Source organism: Paractinoplanes ovalisporus, from assembly GCF_016834655.1.
In the GTDB taxonomy this organism is placed as follows: domain Bacteria; phylum Actinomycetota; class Actinomycetes; order Mycobacteriales; family Micromonosporaceae; genus Actinoplanes; species Actinoplanes ovalisporus.
The window spans coordinates 1-19,078 of sequence record NZ_JAENHP010000040.1 but is presented as its reverse complement, the minus strand read 5'-3'; the positions used below and the strand labels follow the sequence as shown (position 1 = coordinate 19,078).

The window sequence follows — 19,078 nt, the reverse complement described above, 5'->3', positions numbered from 1 at the left end:
CCTTCGGTTCGCCGAGGGGCGCTGCGGCGTGCGCGCGCCTACGGTGGCGGCATGCCTGAGCTGATCGAACCGACGACCCGCCTGCACGACGCCTTCCTCGACTGTCACGACGAATGGGGACCCGGCCTGCACGAGGACGGCTTCGGGCTGGGCGAGGAGGACGACGTACGGACGCCGGAGGGTTTTGCCGTCTGGGTCGAGCGGATCCGGCGGGGCTCGCATCCGACCGGCACGCCGTGCCCCGAGGGGCGGCACGCGACGATGCGCTGGATCGTGGAGGGCGACCGGATCGTCGGCGGGATCGCGTTGCGCCACAAGATCGACAACGGGCTCGGCCAGATCGGCTACGGCATCCGGCCCTCGGCGCGGCGGCGCGGGCTGGCGAGCTGGGCGCTGGGGGAGATGCTGCGGGAGGCGCGGGCCGTGCTCGACGTCGACCGGGTGCTGATCCCGTGCCTGGCCGACAACATCGCGTCGGCGCGCACGATCGAGAGCCGCGGCGGCGTCCTCGAAAGCGTGGGGGTGGTGCGGCGTTACTGGGTGCCGCTAGGTGTCGAAGCGGGCGGCGGCGACGGCCAGCCATAGCTGCACGCGGTCGGCCGTGCGCGCGAGGGACCGGCCGGTCAGCCGCTCGATCTGTTCCAGCCGGTAGCGCACGGTGTTGCGGTGCACGATCAGCCGGTCGGCGACGGTGGCGACCGAACCGTCGGCGTCCAGATAGGCCCGCAGCGTCGCCAGCAGCGACCCGGCGTGCGCGGCGTCGAAGTCGCGCAACGGCCGCAGCACGTCGCGGGCCAGGTCGCGCAACGGCACGTCCTCACTGGCCAGCAACAACCCGGACAGGCTCATCTGCTCGCGCTCGTTGATGCCGGGCCCACGGGTCATCGCCTCGTACGCCTCGTAGTAGCTCCACCGCAGCCCGTTCATGCCGGTGTACCAGCCGCCGATGCCGACCCGCACCTCGCCGCCGTGCCGGCCCAGATGGGCGTGCAGCTGCCGGGCGGCCTCGCGGGCGGGCCGGCCCGGTTCGAGCACGGCGATCAGGCAGTCGTCGAACACCGCGGTGGTCGCGCCGGCCAGCGGGGGACTGGAGAGCAGTCCCTGCGGGGAGGAGGCGGCGGCCACGACGAGCGCGTGTTCGTCGTCGGGGCGGATGCCGAAGGGGGCCAGCCGCCGCGAGGCCTCGGGCGCGCCGATCGTCCCGCGCACCAGGTCTTCGAGCACCTGCCCGGCCAGTCGTCGCTTGCCGGCCAGTTCGGCCTGGCGGCGCGCGAGTTCCAGACCCACGAGCGAGACCGCGTACGGCAGGACGTCCGCCGATCGCCGGGGACGGCGGCAACACAGGTAGGCCACCACGGTGTCTTCCACGCTCACCGGAATCGCGGTCGGCGACTCGCCGGTGGCCTTGGCGCGAGCCGCGGACAGGATCTGCTCGACCGGCCAGGCCGCACCGGCCGGCGCCGTGGCCAGCACCCGTCCGTAGAGGTCGAGCACCATGGCCGGCGCTCCGAGGATCTGGTGCAGCGACTCGATCAGCGCCCCCAGCCCGCGCCCCGACAGCAATGCCTTGGCCAGGGTGTCGTGCTCGTCGAGCAGGTCGGCGAACCGGCCGTACTGCTCCTCGAGCACCCGGTCGGCGACGAACCGGTCGACCGCGATGAACGGGGTGGCGTACGGGATCTCGATCACCGGCAACCGGGCCTGGCGGGCGGCGGCGATCGTCGCGTCGGGGATGAGCGAGTGGGTGAGCCCGATGCCGAAGCCCAGCCCGGACGCCCGGCGCTCGGCGACCCGTTGCACGAACTGCCGTTGCGCGGCCGGCTCGGTCTGGCTGAGCCCGGTGGTCAGCACGAGCTCGCCGCCGCTCAGGAACGGGCGCGGGTCGGCCAGTTCGGTGACCGCGCACCAGCGCACCGGCTGGTTGAGCGCGGCCGGTTCGCCGTCGACCAGGCGCAGGCCCAGGTCGGGATCGGCGAGGACATCCGCCAATCGGAGCTTCATTGAGGGACTGTACTGCCGCACAACGATGTCGCGTAAGGACTGGATGGTTGTCCATTTACCGCGATCACTCACCGCCTTTACGGTGACGTGCAACACGTCGCGGAGGGGGTGCTGTCGTCGCCGACCCGTCCCGCCACCCCGGCTCGGCGTCGCATGCCGCCCGCGTGCCGGCCGATCCGGCCCCCGCGCCGCGGGGCGACCTCGAATTCGTGATGGTGAGCCCATGAGCACAACTGAGCCCGCGATCGCCCTGTCCGGGCTACGCAAGACGTTCGGCGCCGTCGAGGCGGTGGCCGGGATCGACCTCGAGATCGCCGACGGCGAGTTCTTCTCGATGCTCGGCCCGTCCGGATCCGGCAAGACCACGGTGCTGCGCATGATCGCCGGGTTCGAGCTGCCGACGGCCGGGACCGTGTGGTTGAGCGGCCGCGACGTGACCCGCCAGGCCCCGTACGAGCGGGACGTCAACACGGTCTTCCAGGACTACGCGTTGTTCCCGCATCTGAGCGTCCTCGAGAACGTCGAGTATGGACTGAAGGTGCGCAAGGTGGCCCGCCGCGAGCGCCGGGCCCGTGCCGAGGCCGCGCTGGAATCGGTGCGGCTGCCCGGTTTCGGCGGGCGCAAGCCGAGCGCGATGTCGGGTGGGCAGCGGCAACGGGTGGCGCTGGCCCGGGCGCTGGTCAACCGGCCCCGGGTGCTGCTGCTCGACGAGCCGCTGGGCGCGCTCGACCTCAAGCTGCGCGAGCAGATGCAGGTCGAGCTCAAGCAGATCCAGCGCGACGTCGGGATCACGTTCGTCTTCGTCACCCACGACCAGGACGAGGCGCTGACCATGAGCGACCGGGTGGCCGTGTTCGACAGCGGGCGGATCGCCCAGGTGGGCACGCCCGAGGAGGTCTACGAGCATCCGGCGACGCCGTTCGTGGCCGGGTTCGTCGGAACGTCCAACCTGCTCCGGGGTGACGCCGCGCGGCAGCTGATCGGTCGTGAAGGGACCTTCTCCGTACGTCCCGAGAAGATCGAACTGACGGAGGGCGCGGGAAACGGGACTGTGGCCGAGGTGATCTACGCCGGGCCGGTGACCCGCTTCGTGGTCGACCTCGACGCGGGCGCGCGGATGGTCGTGGTCGAGCAGAACCGCCGTACGGGGAAATCGACCTTGTCGCAGATGCGGGGGAAACGAGTCCAGCTGACGTGGCAGGACGAGCACGTGATCGAGATTGGAGTGAACCATGCGTCATAGAGTGCTGACCTCGGTGCTGGCGGCGGGTGTGCTCGTGCTCGCCGGGTGCGGAGGCGGGGGTGACGACGGCGAGGGCGCGGCGGCGGGTCCCGGCGGTCTCAGCGTCCCCAAGATCGACAAACTGGCGTCGCTCGGCGCTGGTGAGGGCACGGTCAACGTGATCGCCTGGGCCGGTTACGTCGAGGACGGCTCGACCGATCCCAAGGTCGACTGGGTGTCCGGCTTCGAGAAGGAGACCGGCTGCCAGGTCAACACCAAGGTCGCCGGCACCTCGGACGAGATGGTCACGCTGATGAAGACCGGCGAGTACGACGTGGTCTCGGCCTCGGGTGACGCGTCGCTGCGGCTGATCTACGGCGGTGACGTCGCGCCGGTGAACACCGACCTGATCGCGAACTACTCCGATGTCTTCGACGGGCTCAAGAACAAGGCCTGGAACTCGGTCGGCGGGCAGCCCTACGGCGTGCCGCACGGCCGCGGCGCCAACCTGCTGATGTACCGCACCGACACGGTCAAGCCGGCGCCGACCTCGTGGGGTGCGGTGTTCGACGCCAACTCCCCGTACAAGGGCAAGATCACCGCGTACGACTCCCCGATCTACATCGCCGACGCCGCGCTCTATCTGATGAAGACCAAGCCCGACCTCGGCATCAAGAACCCCTACGCGCTCGACGACACCCAGTTCAAGGCCGCGACCGACCTGCTGACCCAGCAGAACGAGCTGATCGGCGAATACTGGTCGGACTACACCAAGGAGGTGCAGGCCTTCAAGAGCGGCGACTCCGTGCTCGGCACCACCTGGCAGGTCATCACCAACCTGGCCCAGGCCGACAAGGCGCCGGTCGAGGCGGTGCTGCCCAGCGAGGGCGCGACCGGCTGGTCCGACACGTGGATGATCTCGTCGAAGGCCAAGCACCCGAACTGCGGCTACCTGTGGATGAACCACATCATCTCGCCCAAGGCCAACGCCGGGGTCGCCGAGTGGTTCGGGGAGGCGCCGGCCAACAAGCTGTCCTGCGCCGAGACCGCCGACAAGAACCACTGCAAGACGTTCCACGCCGAGGACGAAGCCTATTTCGACCAGGTCTGGTACTGGACCACGCCGCTGGCCCAGTGCGTCGACGGGCGTACGGACGTCACCTGCAAGGACTACGCGGCCTGGACCCAGGCCTGGACGACGATCAAGGGCTAGCGTGAGCTTTCTCCACCGGCACCCGCGGTTGCGGCTGGCCGCCCTGCTCTCGGCGCCCATGCTCTGGCTGGTCGTCGCCTATCTGGGTGCGCTGGCCGTGCTGCTGGTGTCCGCGTTCTGGGCCGTCAACGGGTTCACCGGGGAGGTGGTCCGGGAGTTCACGCTGCAGAACTTCCGGACCATCGTCACCGAGGAGGTCTATCGCAACGTCACGCTGCGCAGCCTCGGGGTGGCCGTCGCGGTGACCGTGATCTGCGTGCTGCTGGCCCTGCCGATGGCGTTCTACATGGCCAAGGTGGCCTCGCCGCGGGCGCGGGGCTGGCTGGTCATCGCCATCCTCACCCCGCTGTGGGCGTCGTACCTGGTCAAGGCGTACGCGTGGCGGGTGCTGCTGGCCAACGACGGCCCGCTCGACTCGCTGATCGGCACGCCCGGCTACGGTCTGGTCGCGGTCGTCATCGTGCTGTCCTACCTGTGGCTGCCGTACATGATCCTGCCGATCTACGCGGGCCTCGAACGGCTGCCCGACTCGATGCTCGAGGCGTCGGCCGATCTGGGCGCGCGGGCCGGGCGGACGTTCCGCGGAGTGGTCCTGCCGATCCTGGTGCCCTCGATCTTCGCCGGGTCGATCTTCACGTTCTCGCTGTCGCTGGGCGACTACATCACCGTGCAGATCGTCGGCGGCAAGACCCAGCTGATCGGCAACCTGGTCTACGCCAACGTCGGCGCGGCCAACAACCTGCCGTTCGCGGCCGCGATCGCCTGCATCCCGGTGCTGATCATGGTGATCTATCTGACCGCGGTCCGCCGCTCGGGCGCCCTGGAGGAGCTGTGACCCTGTCCCCATCGGCGCGCTGGGCGTTGCGGGCGGTGATGGCGCTCGGCCTGTTCTTCATCTATGTGCCGCTGCTGCTCGTGCTGGTCAATTCCTTCAACGGCGACCGTACGTTCGGATGGCCGCCGCACGACTTCACCACCCGGTGGTGGACGGCCGCGTGGAACAACGGCGGCGCGCGGGACGCCCTGTGGACCTCGGTGAAGGCCGGGCTCGGCGCCACCGCGATCGCCCTGGTGCTCGGCACGATGATCGCGTTCGCCGTGCAGCGCTACAAGTTCTTCGGCCGCGACACCGTCTCGCTGCTGGTCGTGCTGCCGATCGCCCTGCCCGGCATCGTCACCGGCATCGCCCTGGACAGCGCGTGGCGCTCGGTGATCGCCCCGCTGGGTCTCGGCAAGGGCCTGTTCTCGGTGGTCGTCGGGCACGCCACGTTCTGCGTGGTGACCGTCTACAACAACGTGCTGGCCCGGCTGCGCCGCAGCGGTGTCTCGTTCGAGGAGGCGTCGGCCGACCTGGGGGCGTCGCCCGGGCAGACGTTCCGCTACATCACGTTCCCGATGATCCGATCGGCGCTGCTGGCGGGCGGCCTGCTCGCGTTCGCGCTGTCGTTCGACGAGATCATCGTGACGACGTTCACCGCCGGTCCCGGGATCCAGACGTTACCCATCTGGATCTTCAACAACCTGTTCCGCCCCAACCAGGCGCCGGTCGTGAACGTGGTCGCGGCCGTGCTGATCGTGCTGTCCGTGCTGCCGGTGTGGCTGGCCCAGCGGGTGGCCGGCCCGGAAGCGGGCGCGAGCCGCACCTGAGCGCTCAGGCCAGGGCCTGGCCGGCCGACTGGGTCTCGGTGGGCTGCGGGGCGGCGTGGTGGGTCAGGATCGCCCCGGTCATGAACACCCCGCCCACGGCCAGCGCCCCCAGCACGCCCAGCGAGATCTGCTGTTCCAGGGCCTGCTGCCGGGCCTGGTCGGCCGGCGGGAGCGGCCCGTCGGTCCGGCCGTCGAGCCCGGCGAAGGCCACCACGACGGCGAGCCAGAAGCCGAAGAAGAAGACCCCGGCCAGCATGCTCGCCCAGTGCGGCACGTGCGGCGGCACCCACGAGGTCAGGCTCCACCGCACGCGGGGCCGGGTCGTCCGGTAGTACCACCGGTTGCCGAGCACCCCGGCGATCACGGCGGGCAGGGTCAGCACGGCCGCGACGGCCACCGCGACCGCGGTCGGCACCAGGCGCACGCCCGCCAGCAGGCCCGCGATGAGCACCACCGACCAGAGCAGGCCGGCCGAGCACATCGCGCCGGCCGCGATCAACCACCGCTGCGAGATCATCAGACCTGAAGCTAGCGGTCCGGGACGCTCCGACGCCGGGTTTTCGCCGAATGCCGGCGGTAGGCGCTCACCGTGGGATCGCCCGCGATCCAGAAACGCCACGCCACGTCGTGGGCCGAGGTCACCCCGACCCGCGGCCCGGCCTCGATCACCCCGGGCGGATCGGCCGGCGCCGACACGGTGAGCGGGCCGGTCCCGTCGATCACCGACGTGCCGTTGGCCGACCGGTCGAGCGCCAGCACCTGCATCAGCTTGGCCGGGCCGGCGGCCAGGTCCGAGTCGCCGCGGGCGGCCGGGCGGCGCTCCCTGGCCACGGACAGACCCTCGACCACCTCGCCGGCGCGCAGCAGCACGGCGGCCGCGCGGCCCTCTTCGCCGCAGACGATGTTGGCGCAGAAGTGCATGCCGTAGATCTGATAGACGTACAGGAACCCGGCCGGCCCGAACATGACCGCGTTGCGGTTGGTCATCCCGCGGTGCGCGTGCGACGCCGGGTCTTCGCCGAGCCCGCTGTAGGCCTCCACCTCGGTCAGCCGGAGGGTGACGCCGTTGGCCGCCAGACGCCACCCGAGCAGACGCCGGGCAGCCAGGTCAACCTCGGCGGCGGGCAGGTCGAGCCAGTTTTCCTCCACCCGATCAGCCAAGCACACCCGGAAATGGAGCGCTTCTGGGCCATGATGGGGACGGGGGTGTGGCGATGCGTCCCGATCCGGATCAGCTCCAGCAGTGGGCCCTGCGTGACCGTGTGCCGGCCGCCGAGATAGGCGTCCGTCTCGGTCTGAGCCGTGCCGCCGTCTATGGCTGGCTGCGCCGCTACAGCATCGTCACCGGCGGACCGTTCCTGTCGCAGGAACGCCTGCTCGCTCTCTGGCGGGCCGGCATGCTCACCTCCCGCATCGCCACCGAGACCGGCCTCGCGCCCGACGGCGTGCGGGAACGGCTGGTGACCGCGGCCGTGCTGGTTCCCGACCGCAGCTATTTTGTGGTCGGCTCGCCCGAAGACCCGCTGCCCGAGCATCTGCTGCGCGACTGGGTCGTCCGGGAGGGGTTCACCGCGGCCCAGGTCGCCGCGCTGACCGGCACGACCGCCCGTCAGGTGCGCTACCGCCTGGCGCGCTACCGCCTGTCGTCCGGCCGGCCCGGACCGGCCCCGCGGCTGCGCCGCCAGCTGACCCGCGACACGCTCGTCAAGCTCTATCAGGACGAGGGGCTGAGCTGCCCGCAGATCGCGCGGGAGGCCGGGGTCAGCGCCGAGGCGGTCCGGGAGCTGCTGGTCGACTACGGGATCAAGCGCCGTCCGAGCGGCAGCCGGGCCCGTCCGCCCCTCGACCCGGCCGCGCTCGACGACTACCGCCTGGGCACGGTCACGCTGGAGCAACTCGCGCTGCGGCTGGGTTACGTGACCCCGGCGGGCAACCCGGCCGTACGCCGTCTGCGGGCCGCGCTGAAGGAATCCGACCCGCCCCGTTCCACGATCGCGGTCGCGCACTCGTCCCGCCGCCAGGTGACCGCCACCATCCCGCGGCAGGTCCCGCACCGCTATCAGGAGACGCTCGACCGGGCGAAGGCCGCGTGCGCCCGGTCGGCCGAGCTGATCTCGGCCGTGCAGCTGACCCTAGCCGGCCTTTTTGTGCCCGACCGCGCCGAAGATTGACGCCTCCACCGGGGTGGGGTGCTCCTCGGCCTCCGGGTCGGGCCGCCAGTCGCCGACCGGCGCGATCCCCGGCGCCACGAGGTCGAGACCTTCGAAGTAGGCGGCGAACTCCTCGCGCGTGCGGGGGTACACGTCGGACCGGCCCGTACGCAGGGACTCGTCCCACGCCGCCTTGAGCTCGGGGGTCAGCAGGTCGGTGGTGGCCAGCGACATCACCAGGTGGCTGCCCGCGGGCAGCGCGTCGACCAGCGTGCGCACGATCCGCAGCGACTCCTCCTGACCGGGCAGGAAGTGGACCACGGCGACCAGGATCAGCCCGACCGGCCGGGTGAAGTCGAGGATCCCGGCCGAGGCGAGGATCCGCTCGGGGTTGCGCAGGTCTTCCTCGAGATAGGTCGTCTCGCCGTCCGGCGTGCTGGTGAGCAGGGCCCGCGCGTGCGCCATCACCATCGGGTCGTTGTCGACATAGACGATGCGCGACTCGGGGGCGACGCCCTGCGCGACCTCGTGCGTGTTGTCGGCGGTGGGCAGGCCGGTGCCGATGTCGAGGAACTGGCGGATGCCGGCCTCGGCGGCCAGGAAGCGCACGGCCCGCCCGAGGAACGCGCGGTTGGCCCGGGCCGCGATGCGCGCCGCCGGATACGACTTGGCCAGCAGGTCACCGGACTCTCGGTCGGCGGCGAAGTTGTCCTTGCCGCCCAGCCAGTAGTTGTAGCGGCGGGCCGGGTGGGCGGTGCCGGAGTCGAACCTGTCGGTCATGACAACCATCCTAATTGGATCTTGTCAGGAGTAAAGAATTACCGTTAGCAACTGCACACTTACCGAGAGGTATGGAGATGGCTTAATATATGGCGCCGCGAGATTCCCGGAAAGGGATTCTCGTTGTCTCGATCGAGGCGGGAAAACTGTCTCGTTCGGCACAGCAGGTTCCGCCCTGACAGAGGAGATCGATGAGCGAAACCGGGTCCACCGTCCCCCGCCGTCAGGTTGGCCGGCTGCTGCGCCAGCTGCGCGAGCAGGCCGGGATCTCCCTGATGGGCGCGGCCGAGGAACTCGAGTTCTCGCGGGCCCGCATGTACCGGATCGAGAAGGGTGAGGTTCCGGTCCGCAAGCACGACGTCATCGCGATGTGCAACGTGTACCGGGCGCCCGCACGGATCACCGAGGTGCTGATCGGCCTCGCCCACGAGTCCAAGGCGAAGGGCTGGTGGCACGCGTACGGCGATGTCGTGCCGGCCTGGTTCGAGCTCTACGTCGGCATGGAACAGGCCGCGAGCCGGCTGCGGTCCTTCGCCCCGAGCGTGATCCCGGGCCTGCTCCAGCGCCCGGAGTACGCCGAGTGGATCTTCCGCAAGTGGATCGGGGCCGACGAGGCCGCCGTCGACAACGCGGTCGCCATGCGCCTGGAAAGACAATCACTGCTTTCCCGTACGCGTCCCCGCGCGCCCGAACTGGACGTGCTGATCGACGAGGGGGTGCTGCGCCGCGCCATCCCCGACGCCCTCGGTATGCAACGGCAGCTGGCCCATCTGGTCAACACGCCGGACCGGCCGGGCATCAGCGTGCGGGTGATCCCGTTCGCGGCCGGCCCCCACAAAGCGGCCAGTTCCGGACAGTTCACCATCCTCGAGTTCCTCGGTGTGGGAACCGCCTCTCCCGAACCGACAACGATCTATTGCGAGAGTCTCACCGGCGCGCTCTACCTCGATAAGCTCCACGAAGTCACGACTTATGAATCGATCTGGGGCGAACTCGAGTCCGTCGCGTTGTCCCGGGCCGACTCCGACGATCTCATCGGGGCGATCATCAAGGAGAGCGATGGCTGACCTGACCGGTGCCATCTGGCACAAGAGCAAGCGCAGCGGCGGCAACGGGGGCGACTGCGTCGAGGTCGCCGTCAACCTGCCCGGCATCGTCGCGGTGCGTGACAGCAAACACCGTGACGGCGCGGCGCTGGTCTTCACGCACGCCGAGTGGGACGCGTTCCTCGGCGGGGTCCGCGACGGCGAATTCGACCTGGATCTTTAGATCTCGGTGTTCCGAACCTTAAGGAGTTCTTAGGGCCGCCGATCACGGCCGGTGGGCGACGCATAGTGAGGGCCGCGTTGTCCCCCATGCCCGAGGTGACCCTCCCGTGCCGATGTCCGCCGCCGCCCGTTTCCGTTACACGCTGGTGGCCGGAGCCACGGCCGTGGTGATCGGGGGAGGCTTCACCTTCGTCGGGATCACCCGCAACGCCGAGGCCGACACCGCGGTCGACCGGGCCTCGGAGCAGCAGACCCTGCGGGTGGATCTCGCGCCCACGCCATCCGGCGAGCCGTCGGCCACCCCCTCCGCGACGGTTTCGGCCGCCCCCACGTCGAAGGCGCCGTCGCCCACCCCGTCGAAGAAGAAGACCTCGTCGCCCAAGCCCACCAAGCCGAAGAAGACGACCAAGCCGCCGGCGACCGTTCCCGAGACCAGCGGCACGGTGGTCGAGCAGGTGCTGGCCCACATCAACGCCGCCCGCAAGGACGAGGGCCTGGCCCCGTTCCAGCTCGACGCCGACCTGTCCAAGGCGGCCGCGATCCACAACCAGAAGATGATCGACGGCTGCGGTCTGTCGCACCAGTGCCCCGGCGAGGGCGGCATCGGCGACCGGTTCAGCGCCCAGGGCGTCAAATGGTCGGGCGCGGCCGAGAACATCGGCTACGGCTCCAGCGACGCCAGCGCCTCGGCCCAGGTGAAGGCGGCCAACGGCCTCACCGACAGCATGCTGGCCGAGGTGCCGCCCAACGACGGCCACCGCAAGAACCTGCTCAACCCGGGCCTCAAGCGGATCGGCCTGAGCATCGTGCGCGACGGCAAGGGCGTCACCTGGATGGTTCAGGACTTCGTCAACTGACGATCCACGCGTGCCCCGGGTGCACGATCCCGAGCGCGTGGTTAAGCCAGTCCCGCTGGGCCGGCGTGAGACGGGGCGCGACCGCCGCGTAGTCCTGCTCGTCCTTCGGCCGCTGGTGCTTGGCCTTGAACAGCAACACCACCTCGGGGCTGAGGTAGGGGATCCCGTTGCGGTCGGTGAGGATCATTTCCCCGTACGGGCGGCGCAGGCTCTCGTGGCGGCGGGAGATCCACGTGTCGCCGTCGTGCGGCTCGCGGAACACGTCGAAACGCCACACGTCGGCCGCGGTGTCGTAGGCCCAGGTCTGATACTGCTCGGCCAGCGCGGCCGGCGTCGCCGGAACCACCTTGCCGTCACCGGCCACCCAGAACGCCAGATCGGGAAAGCGCCCGGCGACCGGTTCGAACCGCTCCCGGGGGACCGCGATCTCGAGGTCCTCGTGCTCGCGCAGCCCGCCGCCGAGGTGCAGGTCGATCGCCCAGCCGCCGGCGACGTACCAGGGCACCCCGACACCGTCCAGCCGCTCGGCGACCTGCTCGGGCCGCCACGGTTGCCAGGCATCGATGTCCGGAGTCATGGGGGCAGCCTAGATCTGGGCCCTGCTTTGATCGAGCCCGGCCACCGCCTCCTTCTCGTTCGGTCACCGCTTAGATCGCGTGCCGGGAACCGCTTCGATCGCGCTCGGTCATCGGAGAGGCCTTAAGGTGCAGCGGTGGCCAAGATTCTGAAGTCCCTCCTGCAGCGCGTGACTGCCCGCCGTCCCGCACCGGCCCCGGCGCAGCGCCAGCCGCATCAGACCCGGCACGTTCCGACCGGCGACCGCGGGCGGGTCATCGAATACGCGCCGAACCTGGACGGCGACGCCGACCCGGGTGAGGTCGTGTGGACCTGGGTGCCCTACGAGGACGACCCGTCCCAGGGCAAGGACCGTCCCGTCCTCGTGGTCGGCCGGGACGGGCACGACGTCCTCGCGCTCATGCTGTCGTCGCAGAGCGACCGCGACGGGCAGCGCAACTGGCTCGCGCTCGGCCCCGGCGCGTGGGACCGCGAGTCCCGCCCGAGCTGGATCCGCCTCGATCGGGTGATCGAGGTCGACCACGACGGCATCCGCCGCGAGGGTGCGATCCTGGAGCGGGCGCGGTTCGACCGGATCGCCGCTCGGCTACGCCAGGACTACGGCTGGCGCTGAGTGGGCCCGCTCACTGGACAGCGTCACGAGCGGTCCGGATAGCGTTGGGGGTATGGATAAGGACGTAATGGTCGGTTTCGGCGGCAAGCAGGCCTGGCTCGCCGTCCGTGCCGACGGCCGGGACGACGCCGCCGCGAGCGTGATCACCGCGCTCGGGCTGCGCGACCTCGGCGAGGTGCCGTGGCGGGACGGCATCGACCTGGCTCACCTCACCGACGACCGGGTGGCCGTCACCCCGCCGCTGCCCGGCGCCCGCGACCAGCTGTGGGTGCTCGCCACCGGCCGGTGGCTCATGCGTCCCGGCACGCCGGTCGACGTGATCGGGCTCTCGGCCGGGCTCGGCACCGAGGTGCAGTTCTTCGCCACTCACCGGGTCACCGAGTTGCACCGCTGGCAGCGTGCAGCCGAGGGGGAGCTGGTCCGCGCCTTCGGCTATGTGGGCCAGACCGGCGAGGTCACGTCGTGGCACGGCGAGCCCGACCCGGCCGAACGCGACGCCGGCCTGCCCGGTGTCCTGAACGACGAGACAACCGTCCTGGTGGGTGAAAAAGACGTGCTCGCCGTGGCGGGCGCCTGGAGCATTGACCCCACCACTCTGACCGGGCGCCCCGCGCCGGGACCGCTGCGGATCGGCGCAGCCGACTGAGAGGGCCACCATGCGCAAGTTCGTGATCATGGGAGTGCAGGGCAGCGGCAAGGGAACCCAGAGCGAACTGCTCTGCGCCGACCTCGACCTGGTGCACATCGCCGTCGGTGACATCTTCCGCTGGAACGTGCAGAACCACACCAAGCTCGGCGCGCAGGTGCGCCGCACGATGTCCGCCGGCGACCTGGTCGGCGACGACCTGGTCGAGGCGGTGGTGCGGGAGCGCCTCGACCGGCACGACTGGAACTACGGCTTCGTGGTCGACGGGTTCCCGCGCAACGGGCGGCAGGCCGAGTTCTTCATGGAGAGCTACGACATCGACGCCGTCATCCACCTCGAACTGCCCGAGGACGAGGTGCGCCGCCGCGTGCTCAGCCGTCGCCTCTGCCCGAACTGCGGCATGGACTACAACCTCATCGCCGACCGGCCCGAGGTCGAGGGCCGCTGCGACATCTGCGGCCACGAGCTGGTCACCCGGGCCGACGACACCCCCGAGGCCCTGGAGGCCCGGTTGCGCGACTACCACGAGAAGACCAAGCCGGTGCTCGACCTGTTCGGCCGCAAGGAGGTCGTCCACAACATCGACGCCCGGCCGACGGTCGACGAGGTGCAGCAGGCCATCCGCGAGACGCTGAGCCTGCCGCCGTACAAGCCCGCCGGCTGAGGCTGGCGCCGGCCGCCGGGGCCGCACGCGCCTGGCGGTTCCTTCGTCCGCTTCGAGGCGGCCTCCCGCGTCGGCCGGGTTCCTTTCGCTTCGCGGGGGCCTCACACGGTTGCCGTCTCCGGCTCTTGTTTCGCCGGTGCCGGCCACATCGCGACCACGGTCACGGCGAGCACGATCAGCACTCCGGCGAGCACCCGGTAACCCACGGCCAGGCCGTCGTTGAGGTGAGCGGGGGAGTCGAGGGCGCCGTGGGAGTTGAGCACCGTGCCGATCACCGCCACGCCCAGCGCGGCCCCGATCTCGCGGGAGGCCGAGTTGATGCCCGAGCCCAGGCCGGCCCGGTCGGCGGGCAGACCGGCGAGGATGCCCCCGGTCAGGGCGGGGGCACAGGCGGCCATGCCGGCCGCCACCACCACGAGGTAGACGGCGTAGAGGGCGTACGGGGTCGTCGCCGTCGCCGTGGAGAGCGCGAGCATGCCGACGGCGATGACGCCAAGCCCGGCCCCGATCATGCGCCGCGCGCCGAACCGCTCGGTCAGCGGAACCGCCCGGCGCGAGAGCAGGCCCATGCCGACGGCCAGGGGTGCGATCGCGACGCCGGTGACCAGCGTCGAGTAGCCCTTGACCTCCTGCAGGAACTGGGCGTTGACATAGAACAGCCCGAACAGCGCCAGGAAGCCGGCACCGACGCCCAGGGCACCGGCCCGCACGGTCGGCAACCGGAACACGCGCGGGTCGAGCAGGGGGTTGGCGGTCCGGAAGGCGTACGCGGAAAACGCAGTGATCAACAGCAGGCCGGCCGCGAACCCGCCCAGCACGGCGACGTCGCCCCAGCCGCGCTCCGGACCCTCGATGATGCCGAAGAGCAGGGCGAACAGACCGCCGGTGAGCAGTGTCGCGCCGACCGGATCGAGGGCCGCGGGGTGGCGCGGAACCCGGGGCACCGCCAGCGCCACCCCGGCCGCGAGCAGCAGCGCCACCGGCACGAAGACCGCGAACAGCACCGGCCAGCCGGCCCAGTGCAGCACCGCGCCCGCCACGAGGTTGCCCACCATGCCGCCGAGCCCGAGGAACGTGGTCCACAACGCGATCGCGTGCGGGCGCCGCTCGGGCCGGCTGTGGTGCAGCAGCAGCGCCAGAGTGGCCGGCTGGGCCATCGCCGCCCCCGCCCCGGCCAGCGCCCGCCCGGCCAGCAGCACGCCCACCGACGGCGCGAACGCACTGACCAGGTTGGCCCCGGCGAACAGCAGCAGACCGGCGATCAGCACACCCTTGCGGCCCATCCGGTCACCGAGCGCACCGGCCGGGATCAGCAGTGCGGCGAATGCCAGCACGTAGGTGTCGACGATCCAGACCAGCTGACCGCCGGTCGGGTGCAGGGCGCTCGCGGCCAGCTGCGGCAACGCCAGATTGATGGCCGCGACCAGGGCCTGGAGCACCAGGACGGTCGCGCACATCAGCGGGAGGGTTCGGTTCGTTCTCACGTGATCGACGCTAGGATCGGCCATACCTAACGTCAAATGCATGCTTCACATGTGAAGGTTGCGCTTCGTGCAATTAGATTTGAACCTGCTGACCGCGCTCGATGCCCTGCTCGAAGAAGGCAGCGTCGGCGGCGCGGCCCGGCGGCTGCACCTCTCCGAGCCGGCGACCAGCCGGGCCCTCGGACGCATCCGGGCCGCCATCGGCGACCCGATCCTGGTCCGCTCCGGCCGCGCGATGGTGCCCACACCGCGGGCCCAGGCCATCCGGGCCGAGGTGCACGCCCTGGTCGAGCGGGCGCAGGCCGTCTTCACCCCGCCCGGCGAGCCCGACCTGGGCCGGCTCGAACGCACCTTCACCGTGCTCGCCTCCGACGCCGCCATCTCGCTCGGCCCCGACCTGCTGGCCCGCGTACGGGCGGTGGCGCCCCAGGTCGTGCTGCGCTTCCTCGGTGAGACCCCGACCGCCGACGCCGCCCAGCTCCGCGACGGGCCGGCCGACCTCGACATCGGCGTCATCCACCGGCCGCCGCCCGAGATCCGGGTCGAACCGCTGGTCACCGACACGATGGCGGTCGTGGTGCGGGCCGGGCACCCGCTCGCCACCGGCCGCCTGACCCGGCCCCGTCTGGCCGCGGCGGCGCACGTCAGCGCTTCCCGCCGGGGCAAGCTCACCGGCCCGGTCGACGACGACCTGGCCGAGCACGGGCTGCGCCGGCAGGTCGCGATGGTGGTGCCGACCTTCTCGGCCGGACTGCTGGTGGTGGCCCGCACCGACCTGGTCGGGCTCATGCCCCGGGGGCTCGGCGCGGCCACCCTCGAGTCGCTGGGGCTGGTCGCGCTCGACCCGCCGATGCCCCTGCCGCCGATCGAGATCGGCATGGCCTGGCACCAGCGCTACGACGCCGACGGCGCGCATTCGTGGCTGCGCTCGGTCGTCCGTGAGGCGGTCGCCTCCTGATCGCGGGTCAGACCTCGCGGCCGCGCTTCTTGAGCTCGGCCTCGATCGCCTCGCAGACCGTCTCGACCACGGCCAGCCGGGCGTAGTGCTTGTCGTTGCCGGGGATCACGTGCCAGGGCGCCCACGTCGGGTCGGTGCGTTCGAGCATTTCCCGTACGGCGTCCTCGTAGGCCGAACGCTTCTCCCGGTTACGCCAGTCCTCCTCGGTCAGCTTCCACTGCCGCAAGGGGTCGCCGGCCCGGTCCTCGAAGCGGCGCAGTTGCTCGTCCTCGTCCACGTGCATCCAGAACTTGACGATGATCATCCCCTCGGCGACCAGCGTCCGCTCGAACTCGACGATCTCGTTGTACGCCCGCGACCACTGCTCCTTGGTCGCGAACCCCTCGACCCGCTCGACCAGCACACGGCCGTACCAGGAGCGGTCGAAGACGGCCATGCCGCCCCAGCCCGGCAGCTTCGGCCAGAACCGCCAGAGAAAATGGTGCCGCTTCTCGTCGTACGTGGGCGCCGCGAACTGGGAGACGCGTACGAACCGCGGGTCGAGCGGCGCGACCAGGCGCTTGATGGCACCGCCCTTGCCGGAGGCGTCCCAGCCCTCGAAGACACAGGTCAGCGGCGGGCCGATCTTCTGCTCGGCGATCTGACCGCCGAGGATCAGGCGCAGCCGCAACAGGCGTTCCTGCGCCTCCTCGAGACGGGCGACAGCCTTCTTCTTCGAGATCTCGATCGGCGGTGCACCGCTACCCAGGCGACTCATCCGTACAGCATGGTCCTGTTCTTCGCGTTTCGCACCGCCGGGTCCTGCCCTTTCCGCATTCCGCTCTCCGCTTTTCGCGGCGCCGGGCCCGCTCCTTCTCGCGGTGCCCGGCCTGTTCCTTCTCGGGGCGCCGCGCGCTCCTTCTCGGGGCGCCGGCCTGCGCGTTCGAAACCCGGTGTCCCGGTTGTGGAGCCATGCGGGACACTTTGCTGGTGACTCTCGTAGACGACCTGACATGGCGCGGACTGATCCAGGACTCGACCGACCCGGCCGCCCTGGCCGAAGCACTCACCGGTGAGCCGATCACGTTCTATGTGGGCTTCGACCCCACCGCCGCGTCCCTGCACGTCGGTCACCTCATGCAGGTCATGACCGCTCGCCGGCTCCAACTGGCCGGGCACCGCCCGCTGCTGCTCGTCGGCGGCGCGACCGGCCAGATCGGCGACCCGCGCGAGTCCAGCGAGCGCTCGCTCAACTCGCCCGAGGTGGTCTCGGGCTGGGTCGAGCGCATCCGCACCCAGCTCGCGCCCTTCGTGACGTACGAGGGAAACAACGCGGCCACCCTGGTCAACAACCTCGACTGGACCGGTCCGACCTCGGTCATCGAATTCCTGCGCGACGTCGGCAAGCATTTCCCGGTCAACAAGATGCTGGCCCGCGACGTGGTGCGCAACCGCCTCGAGAGCGGCATCAGCTTCACCGAGTTCAGCTACCAGCTGCTGCAGGCCAACGACTTCTACCAGCTGCACGAGCGGCACGGCTGCGCGCTGCAGTTCGGCGGTTCCGACCAGTGGGGCAACATCACCGCCGGCGTCGACTTCGTGCGGCGCCGCGGAGCCGGACCGGTGCACGCTTTCACCACGCCGCTGGTCCTCAAAGCCGACGGCACCAAGTTCGGCAAGAGCGAGGGCGGAGCGATCTGGCTCGACCCCGAGATGACCACGCCGTACGCGTTCTACCAGTTCTGGATCAACGCGGACGACCGAGACGTCAACAACTACCTGCGGTTCTTCAGCTTCAAGAGCCGCGAGGAGTTGGAAGAGCTCGAGAAGGCGACCGCCGACCGTCCCCAGGCCCGCCTGGCCCAGCGCGCACTGGCCGAGGAGATCACCGCCCTGGTCCACGGCCCGGCCGAGGCGTCCCAGGCGATCGCGGCCAGTCAGGCCCTGTTCGGGCGGGGTTCCCTCGACGAGCTCTCGCCCGACACCCTGCGCGCGGCGTTGGGCGAGGCCGGGCTCCTTGACGTACGCGGCGAGATGCCCAACTACACAACCTTGCTCAAGGAGTCGGGCCTGGTGGCAAGCGCGAACGAGGCCCGGCGAACCATCACCGAGGGCGGCGCCTACGCGAACAACGTGCGCATCATCGACGGTGAGGCCGTGCCCGAGACCAGCTCTCTGCTGCACGGAGAGTTCCTGGTCCTACGTCGCGGAAAGCGAACGTTCGCCGGCATCGCCTACACCGCCTAGCCCAACTTCTTCACGTCCCCAGCGCTGTCCATGGCCTTTACAGCCGTGGGCCGCGCTTGGCGCAGCTTCTTCACCTTCCGAGCGCTGTCCCCGGCCCGCGTAGCTGTGGGCAGCGCTTGGCGCAGCTTCTTCACCTTCCGAGCGTGGGTCTTGCCCCCGGCGCTCGCAGCTGTGGGCATCGCCTAGCACAACTTGCTCACCGTCCCAGCGCTGTCCACAGCCTTCGCGGCTATCCACAGCCCCACCCGTCGACATCCCTCGAGGGCCCCCAACCCGAGGACAATGGATCGAGGGGGCCCCCTGGGAGGGTGGGTTGGGGTGGTGGTCTTGATCTTGATTGGCCCCCTGTGACGTGGCTCGCAGGGGGCCGATTTGGTGCTCGGGCCGGGGGCCTGTAATGTTTTCGGAGCCGCCAGGGAGACGGGCGAGCGAACGGAACTCCTCGGAGGTCCGGAGCGGCCGTCCTGGAGGACCCCAGAGAAAAGCTTCAGCAATAGCTGGCGTAGATTTCTGCGGGCTTGAGCAGTTCCTGAAGGTCATTTCCGGGAAATTAACCGGGTTTGACGAGAAGGAAAAGCCCAAGTAAAGTTGAGCGAGTGCCCCGGGGCAGTCAACCGGGTGTGGTTGTTCTTTGAGAACTCAACAAGGTGCTTGATAAGCCAGTGCCAATTAAGTAATACCCCGGCCGGCTTGTTTCCTTCTTCGGAGGGTTCAGGTTCGGTGGGTGATTCCTTTGGCAGTTGTTTAACTGCCGGGACATTTTTTCCACAGTT

22 protein-coding genes are annotated in these 19,078 nt (G+C 70.3%); 14 read left to right on the top strand and 8 right to left on the bottom strand.

Annotated elements, in window-relative coordinates; all coding sequences use genetic code 11:
* The first annotated feature begins 51 nt into the window (after nt 1–51).
* Complete coding sequence (locus JIG36_RS50120) at nt 52–585, top strand: GNAT family N-acetyltransferase (RefSeq protein WP_203384028.1); 534 nt, start codon at nt 52–54, stop codon at nt 583–585.
* Here the strand turns inward: JIG36_RS50120 and JIG36_RS50115 are convergent.
* On the bottom strand, nt 547–2,001 hold the full coding sequence (locus JIG36_RS50115; RefSeq protein WP_203384027.1) for a PucR family transcriptional regulator: 1,455 nt from the start codon (nt 1,999–2,001) through the stop codon (nt 547–549). The genes JIG36_RS50120 and JIG36_RS50115 overlap by 39 nt on opposite strands.
* Before the next feature lie 223 nt (nt 2,002–2,224).
* Here JIG36_RS50115 and JIG36_RS50110 point away from each other — a divergent pair, with 223 nt between their 5' ends.
* Genes JIG36_RS50110 through JIG36_RS50095 form a run of 4 tightly spaced genes read left to right on the top strand, consistent with a single transcriptional unit; the run spans nt 2,225 to nt 6,083 of the window.
* Nucleotides 2,225–3,244, top strand: coding sequence for an ABC transporter ATP-binding protein (locus JIG36_RS50110; protein ID WP_203384026.1), 1,020 nt, complete (start codon nt 2,225–2,227; stop codon nt 3,242–3,244).
* Complete coding sequence (locus tag JIG36_RS50105; RefSeq protein ID WP_203384025.1) at nt 3,234–4,436, top strand: ABC transporter substrate-binding protein; 1,203 nt, start codon at nt 3,234–3,236, stop codon at nt 4,434–4,436. Before JIG36_RS50110 ends, JIG36_RS50105 begins: the two co-directional genes overlap by 11 nt.
* Nucleotide 4,437: 1 nt before the next feature.
* Nucleotides 4,438–5,271 (top strand): ABC transporter permease, encoded by an 834-nt coding sequence (locus JIG36_RS50100; RefSeq protein ID WP_307873246.1) that lies wholly within the window; start codon nt 4,438–4,440, stop codon nt 5,269–5,271.
* The gene (locus JIG36_RS50095) at nt 5,268–6,083 is read left to right on the top strand and encodes an ABC transporter permease (protein WP_307873245.1); all 816 of its coding nucleotides are present in this window, start codon (nt 5,268–5,270) and stop codon (nt 6,081–6,083) included. Before JIG36_RS50100 ends, JIG36_RS50095 begins: the two co-directional genes overlap by 4 nt.
* 4 nt (nt 6,084–6,087) lie before the next feature.
* Here JIG36_RS50095 and JIG36_RS50090 read toward each other — a convergent pair whose 3' ends face one another.
* Both JIG36_RS50090 and JIG36_RS50085 read right to left on the bottom strand, forming a co-directional pair.
* Nucleotides 6,088–6,600: a hypothetical protein gene (locus JIG36_RS50090; RefSeq protein WP_203384024.1), complete on the bottom strand. Its 513-nt coding sequence runs from the start codon at nt 6,598–6,600 to the stop codon at nt 6,088–6,090.
* An 11-nt stretch (nt 6,601–6,611) separates the two neighbouring features.
* Nucleotides 6,612–7,232 (bottom strand): DNA-3-methyladenine glycosylase, encoded by a 621-nt coding sequence (locus tag JIG36_RS50085; RefSeq protein ID WP_203384023.1) that lies wholly within the window; start codon nt 7,230–7,232, stop codon nt 6,612–6,614.
* Nucleotides 7,233–7,297: 65 nt separating this feature from the next.
* Between JIG36_RS50085 and JIG36_RS50080 the strand changes: the two genes are divergently transcribed.
* Nucleotides 7,298–8,254 (top strand): hypothetical protein, encoded by a 957-nt coding sequence (locus JIG36_RS50080; RefSeq protein WP_203384022.1) that lies wholly within the window; start codon nt 7,298–7,300, stop codon nt 8,252–8,254.
* Here the strand turns inward: JIG36_RS50080 and JIG36_RS50075 are convergent.
* On the bottom strand, nt 8,216–9,013 hold the full coding sequence (locus JIG36_RS50075) for an SAM-dependent methyltransferase (RefSeq protein ID WP_203384021.1): 798 nt from the start codon (nt 9,011–9,013) through the stop codon (nt 8,216–8,218). The two genes, JIG36_RS50080 and JIG36_RS50075, sit on opposite strands and share 39 nt — an antisense overlap.
* 191 nt (nt 9,014–9,204) lie before the next feature.
* Here JIG36_RS50075 and JIG36_RS50070 point away from each other — a divergent pair, with 191 nt between their 5' ends.
* From JIG36_RS50070 to JIG36_RS50060, 3 genes are all read left to right on the top strand, one after another.
* Nucleotides 9,205–10,080 carry a helix-turn-helix domain-containing protein gene (locus JIG36_RS50070; protein WP_203384020.1) on the top strand — a complete coding sequence of 292 codons (876 nt, stop codon included), beginning with the start codon at nt 9,205–9,207 and terminating at the stop codon, nt 10,078–10,080.
* Nucleotides 10,073–10,282, top strand: coding sequence for a DUF397 domain-containing protein (locus JIG36_RS50065; RefSeq protein ID WP_203384019.1), 210 nt, complete (start codon nt 10,073–10,075; stop codon nt 10,280–10,282). Before JIG36_RS50070 ends, JIG36_RS50065 begins: the two co-directional genes overlap by 8 nt.
* 112 nt (nt 10,283–10,394) lie before the next feature.
* Nucleotides 10,395–11,138, top strand: a complete 744-nt coding sequence (locus tag JIG36_RS50060) for a CAP domain-containing protein (RefSeq protein WP_236050124.1) — start codon at nt 10,395–10,397, stop codon at nt 11,136–11,138.
* On the opposite strand, the gene JIG36_RS50055 is transcribed toward JIG36_RS50060, so the two are convergent.
* Nucleotides 11,131–11,715, bottom strand: coding sequence for a nucleotidyltransferase domain-containing protein (locus JIG36_RS50055; protein ID WP_203384017.1), 585 nt, complete (start codon nt 11,713–11,715; stop codon nt 11,131–11,133). The genes JIG36_RS50060 and JIG36_RS50055 overlap by 8 nt on opposite strands.
* A gap of 135 nt (nt 11,716–11,850) precedes the next feature.
* Between JIG36_RS50055 and JIG36_RS50050 the strand changes: the two genes are divergently transcribed.
* The 3 genes from JIG36_RS50050 to JIG36_RS50040 are packed head-to-tail and all read left to right on the top strand — an operon-like array spanning nt 11,851 to nt 13,637.
* Nucleotides 11,851–12,327, top strand: coding sequence for a type II toxin-antitoxin system PemK/MazF family toxin (locus JIG36_RS50050; RefSeq protein ID WP_203384016.1), 477 nt, complete (start codon nt 11,851–11,853; stop codon nt 12,325–12,327).
* Nucleotides 12,328–12,379: 52 nt separating this feature from the next.
* Entirely contained in the window at nt 12,380–12,973 is a 594-nt protein-coding gene (locus tag JIG36_RS50045; protein ID WP_203384015.1) for a hypothetical protein, read from the top strand.
* Between the two features lie 10 nt (nt 12,974–12,983).
* Nucleotides 12,984–13,637: an adenylate kinase family protein gene (locus tag JIG36_RS50040; protein WP_203384014.1), complete on the top strand. Its 654-nt coding sequence runs from the start codon at nt 12,984–12,986 to the stop codon at nt 13,635–13,637.
* Between the two features lie 101 nt (nt 13,638–13,738).
* Here the strand turns inward: JIG36_RS50040 and JIG36_RS50035 are convergent, their stop codons facing one another.
* Complete coding sequence (locus tag JIG36_RS50035; RefSeq protein ID WP_203384013.1) at nt 13,739–15,121, bottom strand: MFS transporter; 1,383 nt, start codon at nt 15,119–15,121, stop codon at nt 13,739–13,741.
* A gap of 67 nt (nt 15,122–15,188) precedes the next feature.
* Here JIG36_RS50035 and JIG36_RS50030 point away from each other — a divergent pair, with 67 nt between their 5' ends.
* Nucleotides 15,189–16,079, top strand: a complete 891-nt coding sequence (locus tag JIG36_RS50030) for a LysR family transcriptional regulator (protein WP_203384012.1) — start codon at nt 15,189–15,191, stop codon at nt 16,077–16,079.
* A 7-nt stretch (nt 16,080–16,086) separates the two neighbouring features.
* Here JIG36_RS50030 and JIG36_RS50025 read toward each other — a convergent pair whose 3' ends face one another.
* The gene (locus JIG36_RS50025) at nt 16,087–16,836 is read right to left on the bottom strand and encodes a polyphosphate kinase 2 family protein (protein ID WP_203384011.1); all 750 of its coding nucleotides are present in this window, start codon (nt 16,834–16,836) and stop codon (nt 16,087–16,089) included.
* 212 nt (nt 16,837–17,048) lie between these two features.
* Between JIG36_RS50025 and tyrS the strand changes: the two genes are divergently transcribed.
* Nucleotides 17,049–18,305 (top strand): tyrosine--tRNA ligase, encoded by a 1,257-nt coding sequence (tyrS, locus tag JIG36_RS50020; protein ID WP_438870819.1) that lies wholly within the window; start codon nt 17,049–17,051, stop codon nt 18,303–18,305.
* 536 nt (nt 18,306–18,841) lie between these two features.
* Here tyrS and JIG36_RS52990 read toward each other — a convergent pair.
* Nucleotides 18,842–19,078 (bottom strand): hypothetical protein (locus JIG36_RS52990; protein ID WP_236050107.1); only part of this gene is annotated, 237 nt, incomplete at its 5' end.